We start from the raw sequence: 15,595 nt of genomic DNA on the forward strand, positions 1-15,595 counted from the left end.
AAAAACAAATGCAAATAATAAAAGAAAATGTTCAAAACAGAATTCATACTATATATATCTATTTAATTTTTCCTTTTTCTTTTCATAATTTACCGACAAATAAAGGTCGCCGCATCCTTCTCCTATTCGTTGGCGGTAGACCAATCCCAGTCAGAAGCAGAAGACAAAAAAAGGACCGGGAACTTTTCCCGATCCTTACTTGCGATTCTTAATGAACCAATTCTAATTGGCGCAACGCTTTATAGATCCCGTCGCGGTCATTTGTATCTGTCACAAGGTTGGCTGCTTCCTTCACATGAGATGCGGCATTCCCCATCGCGACACCTGTTCCCGCTAAGTCCAGCATCTCGATATCGTTGTTGCCGTCGCCAAAGGTCACGATGTTTTCAGGTTTGATCCCTACTTTTTTAGCCAATGCTAAAATCGTTTGCGCCTTTGAGCCGGGGTTCGGAATGATATCGACACTGTTTTCGTGCCAGCGTACTAACCGAAATTCTGGAAACGCTGCTTCAAATTCAGCGTCCAGCGATTGATCATAAAATGCACAGCCTTGATACACTTCATGTTGAGAGAAATAATCTGCTTCGTACTCGGGCGCTTTTTGACCGAAAGATTCCATCGCATCCAGTACTTTAGGTTCGTCAAATCTTGTCACACGTGCAAATGAATCTAGTCCGAACAACGCGATGTCCACCTTGCGCTCACTCGCAAAATCGATCATCCGAGCCAATGCTTCGCGGTCCAGCGTATGCTTGTACACTTGCTCATGGTCTAAAAATCCAGCAGAACCATTGCAAATAATGTAGTTCGTACAGCCCAATTGATGAATCACACCGCCAGCCAGCAAACGCGAACGTCCCGTCGCGATAGTCACTAAATGCCCCGCCTCGCGCAATGCCTTCAGTGCCCCTACCGTGCTGTCCAAAGGTTCTCTTTGACTGCTCAACAAGGTACCATCAATGTCTAGTGCGATTAATTTTCTTTCCAAGATTTATCTCTCCATTTATATGTATTTGTTGCCCTGTTAAGGACGAACTTCCGTTGAAAACACGCAACTGCCCTATTTCCAACACTTTTATCTAATCTTCGCAACAGTCTGTCGTGCGACTGCCTGCCCTTATATTGTAGAGAAGTTTCAGAGAATTTGCAAAAAGTTCTCACGTACTTCCCATTCATAATTTTCACTGACTTTGAAAAAAAGTAATCGTTTTTCGTCAGTAGTCCACAATTAACACATTTTTTTCGAAAATGCAACTCCTGAACTTGACTTCGCTTCCTGTTATCCGTTATACTGACCTTTGTGTAAAATAATGCAGCAGAAGAATAATAGCCCGTCCCCAGTTCGTTGCCAGTATTGGTTCAATTGCGTAACCGCGGCTGCGAAGGCGAAGATTGAAGAACGAACTACACGGATATGAATTTTTCAACGGATTATTTTACTCCAAAACAATTTATTGGAGGAATTTTTAATGTCACGTTATACAGGACCATCATGGAAACAATCTCGTCGTCTTGGTATCTCATTATCAGGAACAGGCAAAGAATTAGCACGTCGTCCATACGCTCCAGGTCAACACGGACCAAACAGCCGTGGAAAGAAATCTGAATACGGCTTGCAAATGTCAGAAAAACAAAAATTACGTTTCATCTACGGATTAAACGAACGTCAATTCCGTAACTTATTCGTACGCGCTAGCAAAATCAAAGAAGGTAAACACGGTGTTAACTTCATGATCTTACTAGAACGTCGTTTAGATAACGTGGTTTACCGTTTAGGTTTGGCTTCAACTCGTCGTCAAGCACGTCAATTAGTAAACCATGGTCACGTAACTGTCGATGGCAAACGTGTTGACATCGCTTCATACGAAGTAGAAGTTGGCCAAGTAATCGGTATCCGTGAAAAATCTAAAAACATGGTTACTGTGAAAGAAGCAGTTGAATCAGCTGTTGGTCGTCCAGCTTTCGTAAGCTTTGACGCTGAAAAATTAGAAGGTTCATTGTCTCGTTTACCAGAACGTGATGAAATCAACCCAGAAATCGACGAATCATTAGTCGTTGAATTCTACAACAAATTAATGTAAGACTTCTTACAGACACTCAAGAGTCTCGACTCTTGGGTGTTTTTTGTTTGCTCTAAAAAATAAAATTACCACTCTTCCTTATTTCAATAAAAAAATCTTATGCATTAGTCTGGCCAACGCATAAGATCCACTCATTTATATTCCTAACCTATCGTCTGTCATTTCAAGAGGTTTTCCTCCCAACAACCACAAACAATCAATAATCCAATTGCTTCAAACGCAACATAGCCTTTCCTTGACCAACATACGTAATCGTATACACTTGTGCGATGTCCTGCTTCAAGTTTTCAAATTCTGTATCGTCTTCAAATAAATTGAGGAACCGTAAGACGCTGCGGGAGAGAATCGTCCCTGAGCCGCCGGATCCCAACTCAAATCCAGCTTGGACATTTTCTGAGAGTTGACTTTGTTTAATATCCTTTACCAAATCGTACAGTTCGCCCGTGACAAAAAAGGCATCTTCTTGCTTCTTCACCTTCTGCTTCAACACGTCATAACTGGTTACATTCTCTAGTGTCTTTATCAAAATCGCCCCTTTCCACTCTTAAGAAACCTCTGAATCCCTTCCTACAAACGGTAACGCAACTTATTTATAAATAAACAGATAGCGAAAATCCCTAAATCAACACCGAATGATTCCAAATGCATCTTGTACTCTCCTAATGCGTGGATAGCTAAACCTGGAGTCACGACGAGATTGATATCCTGCCCTGTGTGTTTAAAATAGACGACCCGTACGATCATTTGAACGAGATGCAACATCAAAATCAATACAAAGCCCATCGCCATAGAATCGAAAACGATTTTTCTCACTAGCTCGTCGTTCTCTTTGATCATTTCTTTTGCTATGAACACGATGGATGACAGAAGTGCGTACATACTTAATAATGCAAAAATCAGCAGCACTGTCGCCAAATACCCATTCACTCCAACCGCATAAAAAAAGCTCATTTCTTACTCCCCCTTGTCTTCCAAATAAAATAGCTCCTCAAACGGCGTATCAAAATAAGCCGCGATTTTTAACGACAGCTCCAAACTAGGATTGTATTTTCCTTTTTCGATCGCGGTCATGGTTTGGCGTGAGACATTCAAAGCCTGCGCCATTACTTTTTGCGGGATTTTCTTTTCTTCCCGTATTTCCTTAATATGGTTGATTACAGCCACGTACCCAGCTCCTAGTAAAGATATCTTTACTTAATAATAAGGCATTCCCAATCAGAAAGAAAGCACTAATTCCTTTTACAGCTTTTTTCTATCATCAAAAGAACTCAAAAAAAGAGAGCGACCTTGAGCCGCTCCCCTTTGACTATTTTTATTTTGTCGATTTCGCTTGTCTGCTTTGATACAGTTGTTTGAATACATAAACCGCGATAAATAAAGCGAACATACTTAACAAGCCAAACAAAATGGTTTTTGTACTCCCTGTCAAATTACTTCCTACATAGGAATAGACGATCGTCGCTGGTAATTGTCCGATCCCCGTCGCAATCAAAAAAGGAACGGGTTTTATCGCTGTCAGCCCTGCGGCATAACTGATAAAATCAAACGAAATAAAGGGCAGCAACCGGCAAATCAATATCGTATGTTTCCCGTAACGATCAAAGTAATTGTCTAGCGTCTCCAATGAAAAGTTTTTGTTCAAGCGTTCAACAATGTCCCGCCCTGCGATTCGTGCGATATAAAAACAAACGAGTGCCCCCGCCATCGCACTTGTCCAAGAGAGAATGGCGCCCTGCCACCAGCCAAAGACCGCCGCATTCGCAAAAGTGATCAAAAAAGCCGGCAAAGGCGCAATGATCGATTGGAACATCATCAGCAGAAAGGAAATGACGACTGCCCAGACACCAAAGGAACGCAAATACCCCACAATGCTTTCCACACTCATGGAACGAAACAGCATCAAGACTTGTGTGATTTTCGATCGAACACCTGGTACAAAATAAAAAGCAAGTACCGCCATCAGAACGAAAAGAAGCAACAAGAGCCGTGCCATTTTCCACTTATTTTTCTTATCCATTATTTTTCAACATCCTCAACTTTGTCCCAACGGTAGTAAGAACCATCATAGTTCTTCACCTGCTTGAAGCCGCACATCTCCATCACAAGCTCCATGTAGGCAGAGCGAATCCCCGCCGTACAATAAGTGACGATTTCGTCGTCTTTTGATAAACCCGCCTTCTCGAAAAGGCTGGTCAACTCTTTTTTACTCTTCAATGTCCCTTTTTCAGTGAATAATTGGGTAAAACGAAGGTGCGTCGCATCCGGCAAATGGCCGCCTTTCGCTTCGCCGTACAGAACTTCTCCCTTGTACTCTTTGTCTTCCCGAACATCCACGATTTTGTAGTCTGCGTAATTCTTTTTCAATTCATCGGTTCGAATGACATGGTCCTGATTGATCGCGTCGATCTTGACATTTACAGGACTCAATTTTTTGGGTTCGATCGTTGTTTTGAGATCTGCTTTTTTTAATGCCTCAAATCCACCATCGACCATTTTTACCTTTTTATATCCGGCTGCCAATAATTCCCAGGCGATCCGGCCGTCTTCTCCCCAGCCTTTTTGTGCGCCAGCAAAGAGTACGACTTCCTTCTCCTTTGCGAGCCCTTTTTCTCCCAGCCGCTTCCCGAGTTCTTGCGGCTCAAGGATCAGCCCCCATTTTTCATCTCCAGAAGCCCCGTCTTCAACGGAGGCTAAGTCATGCCAACCGATCACCGTCGCTCCCTTGATGGTTCCTTTATTGGCTTCTTCTTCGCCACGGGCATCCACCAAAATGATCTCATCCATGTTCTTTTTTACATAGGCCGCATCGACGACATATTCGCCGGTAAAAGCGCCTGTTTCCTTTTTTTCAGAGTTGGCAGACTCACTCTTGTCCTCGTTTCCGCCGCCTCCGCACGCCGTTAACCCTAAAGCAGCCAAAGCCAACAATCCAATCATTGTTTTTTTCATTTTCTTCTCCATTCATTTGTCGTTTTTTTAATCCAAGGCTCCTTTTAGAACCAAAAGAGAAATATACCCCTATATTTCCTTAAACGACCCATCCAAGTGAAACTATTCACATTTTTTAATACGAACAGATCTTTGAAAAAGAGAATCCTTCATTCACACTCTTAGAAACGCTAAGCTTTCTTACTGCACATGAACATCGCTGAACGTTCTCGATCCTCCCCCTTCCTCTTGGTAATCCCCTTAGTGAAAGTATATAAAACGCTTTATCCTTTTACAATACACATCCGCCATCTTCACAGACAAAAGTGTTATTTTCCTCTCCTTTTCTTTAAAATTTTAGCCACTCTCAGTCCAAATTTCCGCTCTTGTTTCCACTTATCTATTTGATTTTTTTCAGAAGAGTGTTCTGTATTTTCTGACTGTCCAGCCGCTGACGCCACCTCTGCCACTTCGTCAACCGTCGATTGAGCGGCAGAAGGCGCAGATGCTGCTTTCGTTATTCGCTCCTCGGCTATTGCTCCCGAATCCAAGTCTTTTTCCGCCTGCTGTTCCTTTGAAAGTTGTTCAGTAAAACGTTCTTCCTTTGGCAGATGTCCGCTTAGTAACTGCCTGATTTCAGCGGGCATCACTTTTTTGAGATCAAAATCTGTTGGGATAACAACCTCACTTCGCGGTTTCGTCTCATTATTAGCCGAAACTGGAGATTTCGTTTTTTCAGAGTTCGGTTTTGAGGTCGTTTGGCCCGCAAGTACTGCTTTTTGACTCGAAGCTATTTTGCTTGGGGATTCAGCAGCCTGGTTTGCGTCCTTCTCCTGCTGTAGATCCGATGAATCTGCTTCATTTTCGGGAAGTTGCGCTTCGACTTCCTCCGCATAATGCATATCTTGTATATAGGCATCGCGAAAAACATCCACAAACTCAGCAAATTTCCGTGTGCTAGCCGTCTCAAAAATCGACAATCTCGTTAAAATTTTCAGGGCTCCAGCAACTTCTTCATGCGTTCTCGTTGGATGTGCGTTTTTCAACGTCCACGTATGCTTCCGGCCATTTTCACCTTTGAAGATCGAGCGAAGAACAAACTGATGATTCGCCAATTCATCTGTCCTCGTCGGGTCTTTTTCTTGTAAATACTGTCTATGTAAACGCGCGTCCTTCGTCGTATCAAGATAATCCTTTTCATCCCGATACAAACGAGCGACCACGGTATGCCACTCCTCTTTGTCAAAATAATGTTCAAAAAAAGCACTGAACGCACGCATTTCCGCACAAGGCTTCGCAGTGAAGAACAACTCTCGGATCAGCTCCTGGCACATCAATGAAAAGTCTTCTAAAGCGAGGGCATGACGCACTAAGATCGCGACCATATACTCAATGATCGTCGATACCTCTTTCGTCTCACTATAAAATTTCAGCACCCGCTTCTCCAGATTTCCTCTTAACATAGTAAATAGCTGTCTTTGACCCAATCGTTGCGTTCCCATACCCTTCCACTCCTCATTCTTAGTATTGTCCATCTGTCTATCATTTCATTCACTATTTTTTCTTTTTCCAAGCACTTTTTCATTAGCAAGATACGCAAAAAGATGACGCTGCTTTTTTTCCTCTTGCTATTATTTTGATTTCACAAAAATACGCTTACATTTTTTTGCTGATATACGCTATAAATTAAAAATATCTCTAAATTAGAAAAAAATCTATAGTTTTTCTACCCTTTATCTGACACGTTTTTAATAGATTTGAATACTTTCTTTTTAAGAAATCAGAAACGTTGTCATAGCAGGATTTCGGTCATTTTCAAGATGTGAAAATTGCCTCCTTTTTTAGATATTTTTTTATTTTTTAGTAGATCACAGCTTCACTTGAACATTCTTCAAAATCCTATTCTGTCCTCCTTGGAACCTTAGACATCCTAAAAAAAGAAAACCACGGCACTGTTAAAACTCACTGATAACGACTAATTAAGTTCTTTCTATAAAATAACAAAAAAATCCGAAAGCATTCAAAAGTGAATACCCTCGGATTGTCCTTATTTTCCTATCGCAATAATGACACAATGTCTTTTTTCGCTGCACTTTTTGCCGGCAGCCAACTGAAAACGATCCCGATTACGACTGACAAGCCAAAGGCCAATGTCACCGTGAAGAGATCCGGCCGAACGGACAATGGCGTGAATAGACTGATGGCAAAGCCTAACAGCATCGCAATCAAATACCCGATCGTCCCGCCCACAAGAGTCAGTGAGATCCCTTCTAGTAAGAACTGCATCATGATGTTGCCTTTCGTACCGCCCATTGCACGGCGTACACCGATTTCCTTCGTTCGTTCCGAAACAGAAATGTAGATCATGTTCATGACCCCGATTCCTGAAATGAAGAGCGAGATTCCGCCGATCACCGAGATCAATAGTGTGATGCTGGTCAGAAGCATACGGAGTTGATCCACCTGTCCCGCTAGATCTTCCGTCTTATAATTTCCTAGTTCTTTCCATGTCCCATATTTCTTTAAGGTGTTTTCTGCTTCCTTTGAAACATCTTTTATATTCGCTGATTGGTTCATTTCCACCTGGATCATGCTGTGATCTTCAGAATTAAAATAACTTTCGAAGACATTTTCCGGTAATTCTGCCACGACATAGTCTTCCTGTGTTGAGACGATCGTTCCGCCGTTCCGATCTTCCATGATCCCGACAACTTCAAACAAATGCCCGCCTATTTTGACGCTTTGTCCGACCAATGATGCCGGTTCTTCTTTTTGGATCGCTTTTGCGGCGGTTTGGTCAATTACTACAACTGGATTTTCATTGTAATAATCACTCGCCTGGATGCCTCGCCCATAGAGTACTTTCGAACCCTTGTTTTTTATCAGCTTGAAGCAATTCCAGCGTCCATCATTTCCGACATCATCAAAGGTTTGATCGGCATACTTGACGCCATTTCGTGAATTGTCATAATAGTTCACCGATTGGACACCTGGAATACTCTCGATTTGACTGATGTCCTCTTCTGTAAATCCGCTCAAGCCGTTCTCATGGAACGTTTCATCTTTTGCTGAGAACGTGTACCCGACACTGCCGTCAAATTGATCCAACCCAATAAATTCCGACGCATAATTTTCAAAAGCACGACCGATGGAAAAGACTGTGATGACCGCAGAGACCCCAATGATCAACCCGATCATGGTCAAAAAGCTCCGCCGTTTGTTTTTACCGATCGCTTTAAAGGAGGTCTTCCATACTTCACTAATCCGCATGCACAACACCTTCTTCCAAGACTTCTCCGTCTTTCACTGTAATGATCCGTTGGCAATAGGCCGCCGCCTCTGGATCATGTGTGACCATCAAGATCGTGACTTTCTCTTCTTCGTTCAAACGTTTAAATAAGTGCATGATTTCTTCAGAGGTATGACTATCTAATGCGCCCGTCGGCTCATCCGCCACGATAAATTTCGGATTGCCAACGATCGCTCGTGCAATCGCCACTCGCTGCTGCTGCCCGCCCGAAAGCTGCTTTGGCAATTTATTGTATTTATCTGCGATACCGACCTTTCGCAACGCCTCCATTACTAAAGACTTGGTTTGTTTTTGCTTCATTCCACCATAAAGCAGCGGCAACGCGACATTCTCCATCACCGTGTTGTTGTCAATCAGTTGAAACGATTGAAACACAAAGCCCACCGATTGATTTCGCAACCCAGACAGCTTTTCGTCATTAAAGCGGTACGCATCTTGGCCTTCGAAGCGATAGGTCCCTTCAAAATCGCCATCTAAAAAACTGATCGTATTGATCAACGTAGATTTCCCCGAACCAGAAGGCCCCATCACCGCGACAAATTCGTGCTCCTCAATAGTCAGACTGATGTCCTTCAGCACATGGATACGCTCCTGATCGGCGGTATAGAATTTATTGATCTTTTCCATTACAATCATTCCACCGTCACATCCATCCCATCCTTGATACCTTTCGTGTCTTTGATGATTTTGTCATTTTCATTAAGGCCTTCACGCAAAATAGAGTACCCATTCCCTTTTTCAACAGTTACTGGATGTTTTTGGGCTTTGCCTTTCGCGACCGTATACACGTAATGTTCTCCCTCTTTTTCTACAACGCTTTTCAGCGGCAGGTGGATCTCATTACGAGGGATCAACAATTCTACAGAATAGCCTACCGGAATAGATTCGTCAGGAACTGCGGTAAAATTATAGGTCACTAAACTCGTCTTCTCTTCTTTGCTGGGCTCATTGTTCATTTCTGCCAAAGAGGTGATTTTTCCCTTAACTGTTTTTTCGTTGTTCGCGTATTTGATCTCGATGGGCTCATTCAACGCAACCTTCGATCGGTCATATTCCGTTACCGTCCCTTTGATCGCAGACGCTTCACTCTTTAAGACCATCAAAGCCTGTTGCGGATCATTTTTCGCATCCTCATTCAAGGAAGTCACGACAGAATCATCTGCTGCACGAATCACTTCTCCCCAACGATACGTGACCAAGACTGTATTTTTCGTCACATGATCGCCTTCATTTACGTGGATCGTCTGAACAGGTCCTTTTTCTGTGTTCACTAGTACGGTCTGCTTCTTCGTCGACTGAACTTGCCCCTTTAAATGCAATGGGGTTTGTTTACGGACTTGGTACAACTCGACCGAGTGCTCATCCTTTGCATTTGCTTGGGTATTTTGATAAAGAAAAAAGCCCGCCCCCGCAACAACTAACACACCAATTCCAATGATTATTTTTTTCATTTTTTAAAACATCCCTTTCGTTCCAAAATTATCGTAATCGCTTTTACAGCTTAAATTTTAGAGGAAAGAGCGGGGAACGACTTCCTACGAAAGTATAAAGTCTAACTCCTACTTTGGACCGAAGAACATTTGTTTTTTTATGGATCAGCTCTTCTTCGTACCCCTTTCAAAAATTTCTCTTTACATATCGTTAATCCTAACGTATACTTTCGTTAACCAAAATAAAAATATAAGTTAACGAAAAGAGTGAATCTATTGAAATTAAGCAGTCGAGAACTTGTTTTAGCCGGCCTATTTGCCGCAGTCATCAGTATTTTAGCCCAATTTACCATCCCTCTTGGACCAATTCCGCTAACCCTGCAAACCTTTGCTGTCGGATTTGTCGTGACCATCCTAGGGAAAAAAACGGGAACGATCTCCGTAGCCATCTATCTGTTGATGGGTATGATCGGATTGCCTGTGCTGGCTGGCGGTGCAGCCGGGATCGCCAGTTACTTCGGACCAACCGGCGGTTTTTTGATCGGATTTCTTTTTCAAGCTTACGTTACAGGGCTGATCATTGAAAAGACGCGATTTAATTATTTCTGGTCCATTTTTGCCAATATCGTCGGTGCCTTCATCACGTTGTTTTTCGGTTCATTGTGGCTGAAATTCAGCGGCAGCTTACCTTGGAACGCTGCATTTTCAGCGGGAATGATCCCTTTTATCTTACCCGGAGTGATCAAAGCACTTGCGGCTGGCTATTTAGGTGTCTTGCTAGGCAAGCGCCTCTCCTTTACCCATTTGATGTACCGTTAAGTTTCCGTTTTTCGGAAACTTTTTTTCTTGACTTTTTAATCAGGGTACCGTATTATATCGTTTCGTAAGGTACCCTTAATAAAGCTGTGAAAGAAGCGAAAACAATGACAAAAGTATTATTTTTGAATGTGACAACACATGGACACGTAAATCCCTCCTTAGGTTTAGTAAAAGAACTCAGCGATCGAGGCATCGACGTTGTCTACTTCTCAAGTGAAGAATTCCGCGAAAAAATTGAAGCAGCCGGTGCTGATTACCGCCCATATACGTATGATTTAAATATTTTTAAGAATGGCTTTGATGTCTTGTTGGATCATGGATTAGCTATTGTTCAAGATATTCTGGAACAAATCCAAGACGATTCCTTTGATGCTGTCATCCATTCCATCGCAATGCCCTTCAGCAAACAAATTGCCGAATATCTGATGCTGCCAGCCGTCTCGATGCTCGCCGTTTATATGGGAATGAAGCAATTTGCGACACCTGACAATACCCCTTTAGCCGGAAAATTCAAATCCATGAACGACGCATATCTAGCAGAAGCCAAAAAAATCGAGCAGACACTTTCCATTACGATGCCCCCTCGATTTTTCGATTTAATTTTTAATGTCGAACCTTTGAACATCGTCTTCACCTCCGATTATTTCTTGCCCGAAAGCGAACGCTCTTTCTTTAATGAACAGTATGTATTCGTCGGTGCAGATAGTTACCAACGATTAGAAGACACAAAAGACTTTCCGATCGAACGCGTCCGCTCGGCTAAGAATGTGTTGTATGTTTCCTTTGGTACTATTTTTGGAGACTATGCCAAAGACCTTTATCAAAAAGTGTTCACGGCCTTTGGCAACTCGGAGTATCTTGTTGTTATGGCGGCGCATCAAGTAGGTTTAGAAACGTTGACGATCCCAGACAACTTCATCGTACAAGACTATATCCCGCAAAATGAAGTGTTAAAATACGCCGACGTCGCCATCACTCATAACGGCTTGAACAGCATGAATGATTTAATTTTAAACGAAGTGCCTTTCGTGTCTCTGCCAATGGGGGCAGACCAACCCGCACTCGCAGACCGCATAGCAGAACTAAATGCAGGCATCCGATTGGAGTATCAACAGGTGGATGGCGCAGAATTAAAAGCCGCCGTTGAAAAAGTTCAAACAGAACCTGACTATTTAAACAATCTGAAAAAGATCAAAGAATCTTTCCTTGATGCCGGCGGTTATAAAAAAGCGGTGGATGCGATTGAGGACTATTTAAACTAAAACAACCCGCAGTCCTTCATCAAGAAAGACTGCGGGCTGCTTCGGTCTAATTTTGTTCTTGTCTCCAAGGCTGAACATTTTCTTTACGAAAAACGGCTGCTTGTCCAATGGAGTTGAACAGCTCCATTTTTTGTTTGACAACTGCCTTAGCCGCGTCGATACATTCTGGATAAATTGCATTTGGGTCCCATAATTCTGTCGTGGATAGGATCTCGCGACATTTTTTATAGAAGACATATTTGTAATCGGAAGAGATATTGACTTTTTGAATCCCAATTTGAACGGCTTTAGCGATTTCCTCATCCGGATTCGCTGATCCTCCGTGTAAGACCAACGGAATATCCACTCTTGCTTTGATCTCTTCTAGCACATCCATCTTCAATTCAGGTTTGATGTTTTTTGGATAGATGCCATGTGCTGTTCCGATCGCCACGGCCAATGTATCGATCCCTGTTTTCTTGATGAATTCTTCGGCATCTTCTGGTTTCGTATAGATGACTTCTGAAACCCCGCCTTCAACAGAGGTTCCAGTATTGCCGATCGTTCCTAATTCTCCTTCGACGGAGACCCCGATCTTATGACAAACCTCCACGACTTCTTTCGTAACCGCGATATTTTCTTCAAATGGCAGCAAGGACCCATCGATCATGACAGAGCTGAATCCACAGTGGACAGCGCGCATGATGCTGGCTAAGCTGTCCCCGTGATCCATGTGGATAACAAAAGGCACAGAACTATTTTTTGCCCGAGAAACCGCATATTGGAAAAATTCATCCTTTGTAAAATCCAGCTCTGTTGGATGGACCGCAATGATCGCGGGTGCATCATTTTCTTCGGCAGCTTCGATCACTACTCGTAAAAAATTACTGTCTGCGACGTTGAAAGCTCCTACTGCGAATTTATTTTCCTTTGCGATTTCTAACATTTGCTTCATATTGATTAACATTTGACCTGATCTCCATTCTCATCTTATGATTTATTTTTAGAACCCGAAAGTTCGATGTACCGTTTGACTACTTCTTTTCCTGCTGCCATCGTTTGATGAATCAGCGTGGGATAATCCACCTCGGGATTTTCTGCTAATTGCTTTTGGACTTCGGCTTTTTGCGCCTTCATGAAGTCGGACCCGACATTGATTTTATTGATCCCTAATTCGATCGAACGAAGGATGTTTTTCTCTCCAGCACCCGAGCCGCCGTGTAATACCAACGGCAGGTTCGTCGCTGCTTTGATTTTTTCTACGATATCAAACCGAAAATTCGGGACATACCCTTCTGGATAATTGCCATGGCTCGAGCCATAAGACAGTGCCAAGCAATCCACGCCTGTCTCCTTGATAAAACGAATCGCGTCATCCGGATCGGTGTACATCTCATCATTGGTAAAATGATCCCCTGCTACGGCACCCATGTCGCCAACTTCGGCTTCCACACTGGCATTGTATACTTGCGCCAGCGCAACCATCGCTTTTGTGATACGAATATTTTCTTCTAATGGATACATCGACGCATCCATCATGACACTGGAAAACCCTTCATGCAGACACTGCTTCACGAAGGCGACATCCTGACCGTGATCCAGATTGATCGCCACTTCGACTTTGGCATTGTTTGCCATTCGGATAATCGGCTGGGTCAAATAACGAATATCAAGGTGTTCCTTCAAATGATCCTGCAGCAGATCGACAATGATCGGCGATCGCATTTCTTCAGCCGCCTCAATCACCGCCTTAGCCGTTTCCAGATTGAAGCAATTGATCGCCATCACGGCATATTTCTCACGATTGGCTTTTTCCATCATTTCTCTCATCGAAACATACATGTGACAAATCTCCTTTTTCATACTAAAGAATTAATTTTTCTCTGAAAAATTAGTTCGATTTTCAAGCCGTATATCATTCCTTACTTATCGTTATTAAGCTAACTCGCAAGTTAAGATTGAATTTTTCTAACGTAAAAATTCAAATTGATTCTCGTACGCATACCATTCTACTAACTCTTGCTAAAGCAAGAAGTAGAACTGGCAACTGGGAAAAGTGGAACTGACAGCCTTCCTACGAAATCTTGATCGAAGAAAAATCGACTTCTTCCTCTTCTTCATCATCCTTGATATCATTTTCAACAGGTGCTTTCTTCAAGGCAAACAACAGGATGCCCGTGATCGCCGAACCGATCAGTAAAGCCAACGTAAATTTCAACGGGTCCGTCATCGCCGGAATAATAAAGACGCCGCCAGATGGTACTGGGGAACCCACGCCCCATGACATACTCAGTCCGCCACCGATCGCTGCACCGACTGTACAAGAGAAGATCACCCGTAATGGATCAACTGCCGCAATCGGGATCACGCCTTCTGTGATCATACAAAGCCCCATTGGAAAGGCGATTTTGATATTGTCTTCCTCTTCAACGGAATATTTACGTTTGCGGAGAATTTTTGATAATACCCAAGAGATCGTGACACCAAATGGCGGTACCATTGATGCCAACACTTTCACCGCTTCTGGCCCTTGTACGCCTTCCAACAACAGCCCATCAGCAAACAGAGAAGCCACTTTATTGACCGGGCCGCCAAAGTCGAAGGCCGCCATTCCGCCAACAATCGAACCGAACAAGAAATTACCAGAGCCTTGCAGTCCGTTTAAGAAGTCCGTCAACGCTTCTGTTGCCCAAACGATCGGCACACCGATGACAAAAAACATCAATAATCCTATGATCAACGTAGATAAGAGCGGTACGATCATCATCGGCATCAAGCCTTGCGCCCATTTTGGAACCTTCAAATTTTTCACTAGAAACAGAACGAAGAAACCAACCAAGTAACCACCCAACATCCCGCCTAAGAACCCGGCGCCGATAGCATTTGCGATCAGCCCCATAAATAACCCAGGTCCGATACCCGGACGGTCAGCAATTGAATAGGCAATCGCTGCTGCGATCACTGGTGCTAATAGCCCCATGCCCAGCACACCCAGTGAGACCAGCGCATCTGGAACGGAATAGGCCGCCTTGTAATTTTCGATGACACCCCCACCTGTCAGATTCCCGATTGCGATCAACAACCCTGCCGTAACAACAACTGGCAACATGTACGAGATTGCCGTCAGCGCATGTTTTTTCAATTGAAGCTGCTTAAACATTTAATTCATCTCCTTATTCAAATTAATGTATTTATTTTTCTTCCAGAAAAATTAGTCTGATTTTCATGCCGTATATCATTCCACTAAGTTCTTTGCACGGATTTTCTGTGTTGCTCTGGATTTTTGTTTTTTCAACTTACTAGCTGCGAAGAGTGGAACTGACATCCTTTTTCAAATTAATGTATTTATTTTCCTTCCAGAAAAATTAGTCTGATTTTCATGCCGTATATCCTTCCACTAATCGTACGAATCGGCGAAGTGGAACGCGCAAACTGACATCCTTTTTCATTTTAAAGAATTCGTTTCCTTACGCTTTTACGATTTCTTCTTCGATCTTGTTGATCAGTCCTTTTGGTGCTTTTATCACCATGCTGGTAGGGATTTCTACGATGGGCTTTCCTTCGAAGCGGTCTTTTCCGCCGACCTTGATATCTGCTGCGATGATAACGACGTCCGCTGCGTTGATTTCCTCCATCGTTAATTCGTCTTCGGTCCCGATCGTTCCTTGTGTTTCAATATGAACCGTGTGCCCAAGTGCTTTAGCTGCTTTTTCCAATTTTTGTTTGGCGATGTACGTGTGGGCGATCCCTGACGTACATGCGGCGATTCCTACTATTTTCATTCGT

General features: G+C 43.1%; 17 protein-coding genes. 3 read left to right on the plus strand and 14 right to left on the minus strand.

The genetic code is table 11. The features are described from left to right. Positions 1 to 208: 208 nt before the first annotated feature. Positions 209 to 988 carry a Cof-type HAD-IIB family hydrolase gene (locus I592_RS14015; RefSeq protein WP_010779565.1) on the minus strand — a complete coding sequence of 260 codons (780 nt, stop codon included), beginning with the start codon at positions 986 to 988 and terminating at the stop codon, positions 209 to 211. A 481-nt stretch (positions 989 to 1,469) separates the two neighbouring features. Here I592_RS14015 and rpsD point away from each other — a divergent pair, with 481 nt between their 5' ends. Continuing rightward, on the plus strand, positions 1,470 to 2,081 hold the full coding sequence (gene rpsD / locus I592_RS14020) for a 30S ribosomal protein S4 (RefSeq protein WP_010779564.1): 612 nt from the start codon (positions 1,470 to 1,472) through the stop codon (positions 2,079 to 2,081). Positions 2,082 to 2,277: 196 nt separating this feature from the next. Here rpsD and I592_RS14025 read toward each other — a convergent pair whose 3' ends face one another. From I592_RS14025 to I592_RS14065, 9 genes are all read right to left on the minus strand, one after another. Then, positions 2,278 to 2,607, minus strand: a complete 330-nt coding sequence (locus I592_RS14025) for a hypothetical protein (RefSeq protein WP_010779563.1) — start codon at positions 2,605 to 2,607, stop codon at positions 2,278 to 2,280. 41 nt (positions 2,608 to 2,648) lie between these two features. Then, positions 2,649 to 3,032, minus strand: a complete 384-nt coding sequence (locus I592_RS14030; protein ID WP_010779562.1) for a hypothetical protein — start codon at positions 3,030 to 3,032, stop codon at positions 2,649 to 2,651. Positions 3,033 to 3,035: 3 nt separating this feature from the next. Next, a complete protein-coding gene (locus tag I592_RS14035; RefSeq protein WP_010779561.1) occupies positions 3,036 to 3,245 on the minus strand; it encodes a helix-turn-helix transcriptional regulator in 210 nt (69 codons plus the stop codon). Positions 3,246 to 3,393: 148 nt separating this feature from the next. Beyond that, a complete protein-coding gene (locus I592_RS14040) occupies positions 3,394 to 4,098 on the minus strand; it encodes a TVP38/TMEM64 family protein (protein ID WP_010779560.1) in 705 nt (234 codons plus the stop codon). Beyond that, complete coding sequence (locus I592_RS14045) at positions 4,098 to 5,030, minus strand: sulfurtransferase (RefSeq protein WP_010779559.1); 933 nt, start codon at positions 5,028 to 5,030, stop codon at positions 4,098 to 4,100. The genes I592_RS14040 and I592_RS14045 overlap by 1 nt, the downstream gene beginning before the upstream one ends. A gap of 308 nt (positions 5,031 to 5,338) precedes the next feature. Continuing rightward, positions 5,339 to 6,511 carry a hypothetical protein gene (locus tag I592_RS14050; RefSeq protein WP_010779558.1) on the minus strand — a complete coding sequence of 391 codons (1,173 nt, stop codon included), beginning with the start codon at positions 6,509 to 6,511 and terminating at the stop codon, positions 5,339 to 5,341. A 553-nt stretch (positions 6,512 to 7,064) separates the two neighbouring features. Next, complete coding sequence (locus I592_RS14055) at positions 7,065 to 8,279, minus strand: ABC transporter permease (protein WP_010779557.1); 1,215 nt, start codon at positions 8,277 to 8,279, stop codon at positions 7,065 to 7,067. Continuing rightward, entirely contained in the window at positions 8,269 to 8,955 is a 687-nt protein-coding gene (locus tag I592_RS14060; protein WP_010779556.1) for an ABC transporter ATP-binding protein, read from the minus strand. Before I592_RS14060 ends, I592_RS14055 begins: the two co-directional genes overlap by 11 nt. Further along, complete coding sequence (locus I592_RS14065) at positions 8,952 to 9,770, minus strand: efflux RND transporter periplasmic adaptor subunit (RefSeq protein ID WP_010779555.1); 819 nt, start codon at positions 9,768 to 9,770, stop codon at positions 8,952 to 8,954. Before I592_RS14065 ends, I592_RS14060 begins: the two co-directional genes overlap by 4 nt. Positions 9,771 to 10,025: 255 nt before the next feature. Here I592_RS14065 and I592_RS14070 point away from each other — a divergent pair, with 255 nt between their 5' ends. Both I592_RS14070 and I592_RS14075 read left to right on the plus strand, forming a co-directional pair. After that, entirely contained in the window at positions 10,026 to 10,568 is a 543-nt protein-coding gene (locus tag I592_RS14070; protein ID WP_010779554.1) for a biotin transporter BioY, read from the plus strand. A 104-nt stretch (positions 10,569 to 10,672) separates the two neighbouring features. Then, the gene (locus tag I592_RS14075; RefSeq protein WP_010779553.1) at positions 10,673 to 11,830 is read left to right on the plus strand and encodes a macrolide family glycosyltransferase; all 1,158 of its coding nucleotides are present in this window, start codon (positions 10,673 to 10,675) and stop codon (positions 11,828 to 11,830) included. Positions 11,831 to 11,876: 46 nt separating this feature from the next. Here the strand turns inward: I592_RS14075 and I592_RS14080 are convergent, their stop codons facing one another. From I592_RS14080 to I592_RS14095, 4 genes are all read right to left on the minus strand, one after another. After that, positions 11,877 to 12,776 carry a ketose-bisphosphate aldolase gene (locus tag I592_RS14080; protein WP_010779552.1) on the minus strand — a complete coding sequence of 300 codons (900 nt, stop codon included), beginning with the start codon at positions 12,774 to 12,776 and terminating at the stop codon, positions 11,877 to 11,879. 23 nt (positions 12,777 to 12,799) lie between these two features. Beyond that, positions 12,800 to 13,651 (minus strand): class II fructose-bisphosphate aldolase, encoded by an 852-nt coding sequence (locus I592_RS14085; RefSeq protein WP_010779551.1) that lies wholly within the window; start codon positions 13,649 to 13,651, stop codon positions 12,800 to 12,802. 232 nt (positions 13,652 to 13,883) lie between these two features. Then, on the minus strand, positions 13,884 to 14,969 hold the full coding sequence (locus I592_RS14090; protein WP_010779550.1) for a PTS fructose transporter subunit IIC: 1,086 nt from the start codon (positions 14,967 to 14,969) through the stop codon (positions 13,884 to 13,886). A gap of 307 nt (positions 14,970 to 15,276) precedes the next feature. Continuing rightward, entirely contained in the window at positions 15,277 to 15,591 is a 315-nt protein-coding gene (locus I592_RS14095; RefSeq protein WP_010779549.1) for a PTS fructose transporter subunit IIB, read from the minus strand. Between the last annotated feature and the right edge of the window lie 4 nt (positions 15,592 to 15,595).

The sequence above is a fragment of the Enterococcus gilvus ATCC BAA-350 genome, assembly GCF_000407545.1.
Lineage (GTDB): Bacteria > Bacillota > Bacilli > Lactobacillales > Enterococcaceae > Enterococcus_A > Enterococcus_A gilvus.

Coding starts and splice junctions, on each gene's coding strand:
- I592_RS14030 (WP_010779562.1), bottom strand. CDS start 3,032: ATGAGCTTTTTTTATGCGGTTGGAGTGAATGGGTATTTGGCGACAGTG.
- I592_RS14095 (WP_010779549.1), bottom strand. CDS start 15,591: ATGAAAATAGTAGGAATCGCCGCATGTACGTCAGGGATCGCCCACACG.
- I592_RS14080 (WP_010779552.1), bottom strand. CDS start 12,776: ATGTTAATCAATATGAAGCAAATGTTAGAAATCGCAAAGGAAAATAAA.
- I592_RS14085 (WP_010779551.1), bottom strand. CDS start 13,651: ATGTATGTTTCGATGAGAGAAATGATGGAAAAAGCCAATCGTGAGAAA.
- I592_RS14065 (WP_010779555.1), bottom strand. CDS start 9,770: ATGAAAAAAATAATCATTGGAATTGGTGTGTTAGTTGTTGCGGGGGCG.
- rpsD (WP_010779564.1), top strand. CDS start 1,470: ATGTCACGTTATACAGGACCATCATGGAAACAATCTCGTCGTCTTGGT.
- I592_RS14045 (WP_010779559.1), bottom strand. CDS start 5,030: ATGAAAAAAACAATGATTGGATTGTTGGCTTTGGCTGCTTTAGGGTTA.
- I592_RS14090 (WP_010779550.1), bottom strand. CDS start 14,969: ATGTTTAAGCAGCTTCAATTGAAAAAACATGCGCTGACGGCAATCTCG.
- I592_RS14040 (WP_010779560.1), bottom strand. CDS start 4,098: ATGGATAAGAAAAATAAGTGGAAAATGGCACGGCTCTTGTTGCTTCTT.
- I592_RS14060 (WP_010779556.1), bottom strand. CDS start 8,955: ATGATTGTAATGGAAAAGATCAATAAATTCTATACCGCCGATCAGGAG.
- I592_RS14055 (WP_010779557.1), bottom strand. CDS start 8,279: ATGCGGATTAGTGAAGTATGGAAGACCTCCTTTAAAGCGATCGGTAAA.
- I592_RS14050 (WP_010779558.1), bottom strand. CDS start 6,511: ATGGGAACGCAACGATTGGGTCAAAGACAGCTATTTACTATGTTAAGA.
- I592_RS14075 (WP_010779553.1), top strand. CDS start 10,673: ATGACAAAAGTATTATTTTTGAATGTGACAACACATGGACACGTAAAT.